This window comes from Sulfitobacter sp. HI0129, from assembly GCF_001635395.1.
GTDB lineage: Bacteria > Pseudomonadota > Alphaproteobacteria > Rhodobacterales > Rhodobacteraceae > Sulfitobacter.
In genome coordinates this window covers 1-1,505 of record NZ_LWGH01000881.1, presented here as the reverse complement: position 1 = coordinate 1,505, position 1,505 = coordinate 1, and the positions used below count along the sequence as shown (strand labels likewise).

The window sequence follows — 1,505 nt, the reverse complement described above, 5'->3', positions numbered from 1 at the left end:
CAGGAAGGGCCGCAGAGCCTTGGGGGGCAGGCCTATTGGTCGTTGGGCGGTCTTTTCATGGTGGATACGCCCGAACAGCGCCGCATGGGCATCAAGGACAGTGCCGAGCTTGCGCTGGCAGACTGGATGGGATCGGCGCAGTTCGACCGGGCGGAAGATGCGAACCCGCGCGCCTATGCCGAACGCTTCGTCGAATGGGCAGCGGGCGACATGCGGGACTGGCTTTCCCGCATCGGGCTGACGTGGTTCCCGGTTGTCGGCTGGGCCGAGCGGGGGGGCGCACAGGCGCATGGGCACGGCAATTCGGTGCCCCGGTTTCACATCACATGGGGCACCGGCACCGGGGTCGTCGCGCCCTTTGCCAAGCTGATGACGGAACATGCGGCGGCGGGGCATCTGACGCTTGCCTTCCGCCACCGGGTCACCGCGCTCGACGTGACGGATGGTCGGGTGACCGGCCTCTCCGGCGAGGTGCTTGCCGATACAACCAAGCCCCGGGGGGAAAGCACGTCGCGCGAGGTGACCGGCGATTTCAGCTATGCGGCGGATTCGGTGATCCTCACCACGGGGGGGATCGGGGGGAACCATGACATGGTGCGCCGACACTGGCCGACGGACCGTCTGGGCCAGCCGCCGAAAACCATGGTCGCGGGCGTGCCCGATTACGTTGACGGGCAGATGCACGAAATCGCGCGCGCGGCGGGGGCCGACCTGATCAACGAAGACCGCATGTGGCACTATTGCGAAGGCGTGCAGAACTGGGACCCGATCTGGCCGAACCACGGTATCCGCATCCTGCCGGGGCCCTCCTCGCTCTGGTTCGATGCAAAGGGCGACCGGATGGAGGCGCCTTGCCTGCCGGGCTTTGACACGCTGTCGACGCTGCGCCGCATCCTGTCCGTGGGGGAACACAGCTGGTTCATCCTGACGCAAAAGATCATCGAGAAAGAATTCGCGCTTTCAGGGTCGGAACAGAACCCCGATTTCACTTCCGGAAAGTGGAGCGAGGTGTTGAAGACCCGCCTTGGCAAGGGCGCGACCCCCGCGGTCGAAGCCTTCAAGCAGAAGGGCGCCGATTTCATCGTAGCGGATGACATCGACAGCCTTATCACCCGCATGAACGCGCTGACCCCCGACGCCCCTGTCGATCCTGCGCATATCAAGGCGCAGATCGCGGCGCGGGACGGGCAGCTTACCAATCCGTTCGCCAAAGACGCGCAGATCACCGCCATACGCGGCGCCCGCGCCTATCGGGGGGACAAACTGATCCGCACCGCCAAACCCCATGCGATTCTCGATCCGGCCAACGGGCCGCTCATTGCGGTGCGGCTCAACATACTGACCCGCAAATCGCTGGGCGGGCTGCATACGGACATTCAGGGCAGGGTGCTCACCCCCGACGGGGCAGTCTTCGACGGGCTTTACGCTGCGGGTGAAGTATGCGGCTTTGGCGGTGGCGGCTATCACGGGTACAACGCGCTCGAAGGGACCTTCCTCGGGGGGTG

General features: G+C 65.4%; 1 protein-coding gene. It reads left to right on the top strand.

Going from position 1 to position 1,505, the window contains the following annotated elements; genetic code table 11:
• Nucleotides 1-1,505 (top strand): FAD-binding dehydrogenase (locus A3764_RS20565; protein WP_067952042.1); only part of this gene is annotated, 1,505 nt, incomplete at both ends.